Source organism: Flavonifractor plautii ATCC 29863 (assembly GCF_000239295.1).
In the GTDB taxonomy this organism is placed as follows: Bacteria; Bacillota; Clostridia; order Oscillospirales; family Oscillospiraceae; genus Flavonifractor; species Flavonifractor plautii.
The window spans coordinates 1-1,016 of record NZ_JH417766.1; the positions used below are offsets into that span (position 1 = coordinate 1).

Here is a 1,016-nt window from a genome sequence, read left to right on the forward strand (position 1 = left end):
CCCCCGCCGCACCGGCCTGGATGGGGGGAAACAGGGATACGGCGCTGAAACGCAGGGGCGGGGCTTGTCACCGCCCGCAACTGGAAAACTTGGGAAGGAGGAGAAATCCAATGATCTGCAATTTCTGCCCCCGCCGGTGCGGGGCCCTGCGCACGGAGACCGAGGGCCGGGGCGTATGCCGGATGCCGGAGGCGCCGGTGGTGGCCCGTGCGGCCCTCCACCAGTGGGAGGAGCCGCCCATCTCGGGCACGCGGGGCTCCGGCACCGTGTTTTTCTCCGGCTGCTCCCTGGGGTGTGTCTTCTGCCAGAACGACGCCATCAGCCACCAGGACTTTGGACGGCCCATCTCCCTGGAGCGGCTGCGTGCCATCTGCTTCGAGCTCATCGACCAGGGGGCCCACAACATCAACCTGGTCAATCCCACTCACTACGCCCACGCGGTGGCCCGGCTGCTGGCCCAGCCTTTGCCGGTGCCGGTGGTGTGGAACTCCGGCGGCTACGACCGGGTGGACACCCTGCGGGGCCTGGAGGGGAAAATCCAGATCTACCTGCCCGACCTGAAGTATGTCACGCCGGAGTACGCGGAGCAGTATTCCGGCGCGGCGGACTACCCGGAGGCGGCCCAGGCGGCCATTCTAGAGATGTTCCGCCAGACCGGCCCCTGCGTGTATCAGGACGGCCTGTTAAAACAGGGTGTTATCATCCGGCACCTGCTCCTTCCCGGGAAATTGGCCGAGGCCAAGCGGGTGATGGACTGGGTGGCGGAGCACTTCGCCCCCGGCGCGGTGGCCTTCTCCCTCATGAGCCAGTACCTCCCCTGGGGGCGGGCGGCGGAGTTCCCCGCGCTGAACCGCCGCCTGCGGCCCTCGGAGGTCCGCTCGGCCGAGGACTATATGGACGCATTGGGGCTGGAGGGCTTCACCCAGGGGGCGGAGGCCGCACGGTCGGAGTACATTCCGGCCTTTGATCTCACGGGGGTATAATAAACGGGCGGCTTTCCCGCGTGCGGGAAAGCC

Annotated in this window: 1 protein-coding gene; it reads left to right on the top strand. The window is 67.6% G+C overall.

The features are described 5' to 3' along the window. Positions 1 to 110: 110 nt before the first annotated feature. Complete coding sequence (locus HMPREF0372_RS09330; protein ID WP_007491369.1) at positions 111 to 983, top strand: hypothetical protein; 873 nt, start codon at positions 111 to 113, stop codon at positions 981 to 983. The last annotated feature ends 33 nt before the right edge of the window (positions 984 to 1,016 follow it).

Coding starts and splice junctions, on each gene's coding strand:
- HMPREF0372_RS09330 (WP_007491369.1), top strand. CDS start 111: ATGATCTGCAATTTCTGCCCCCGCCGGTGCGGGGCCCTGCGCACGGAG.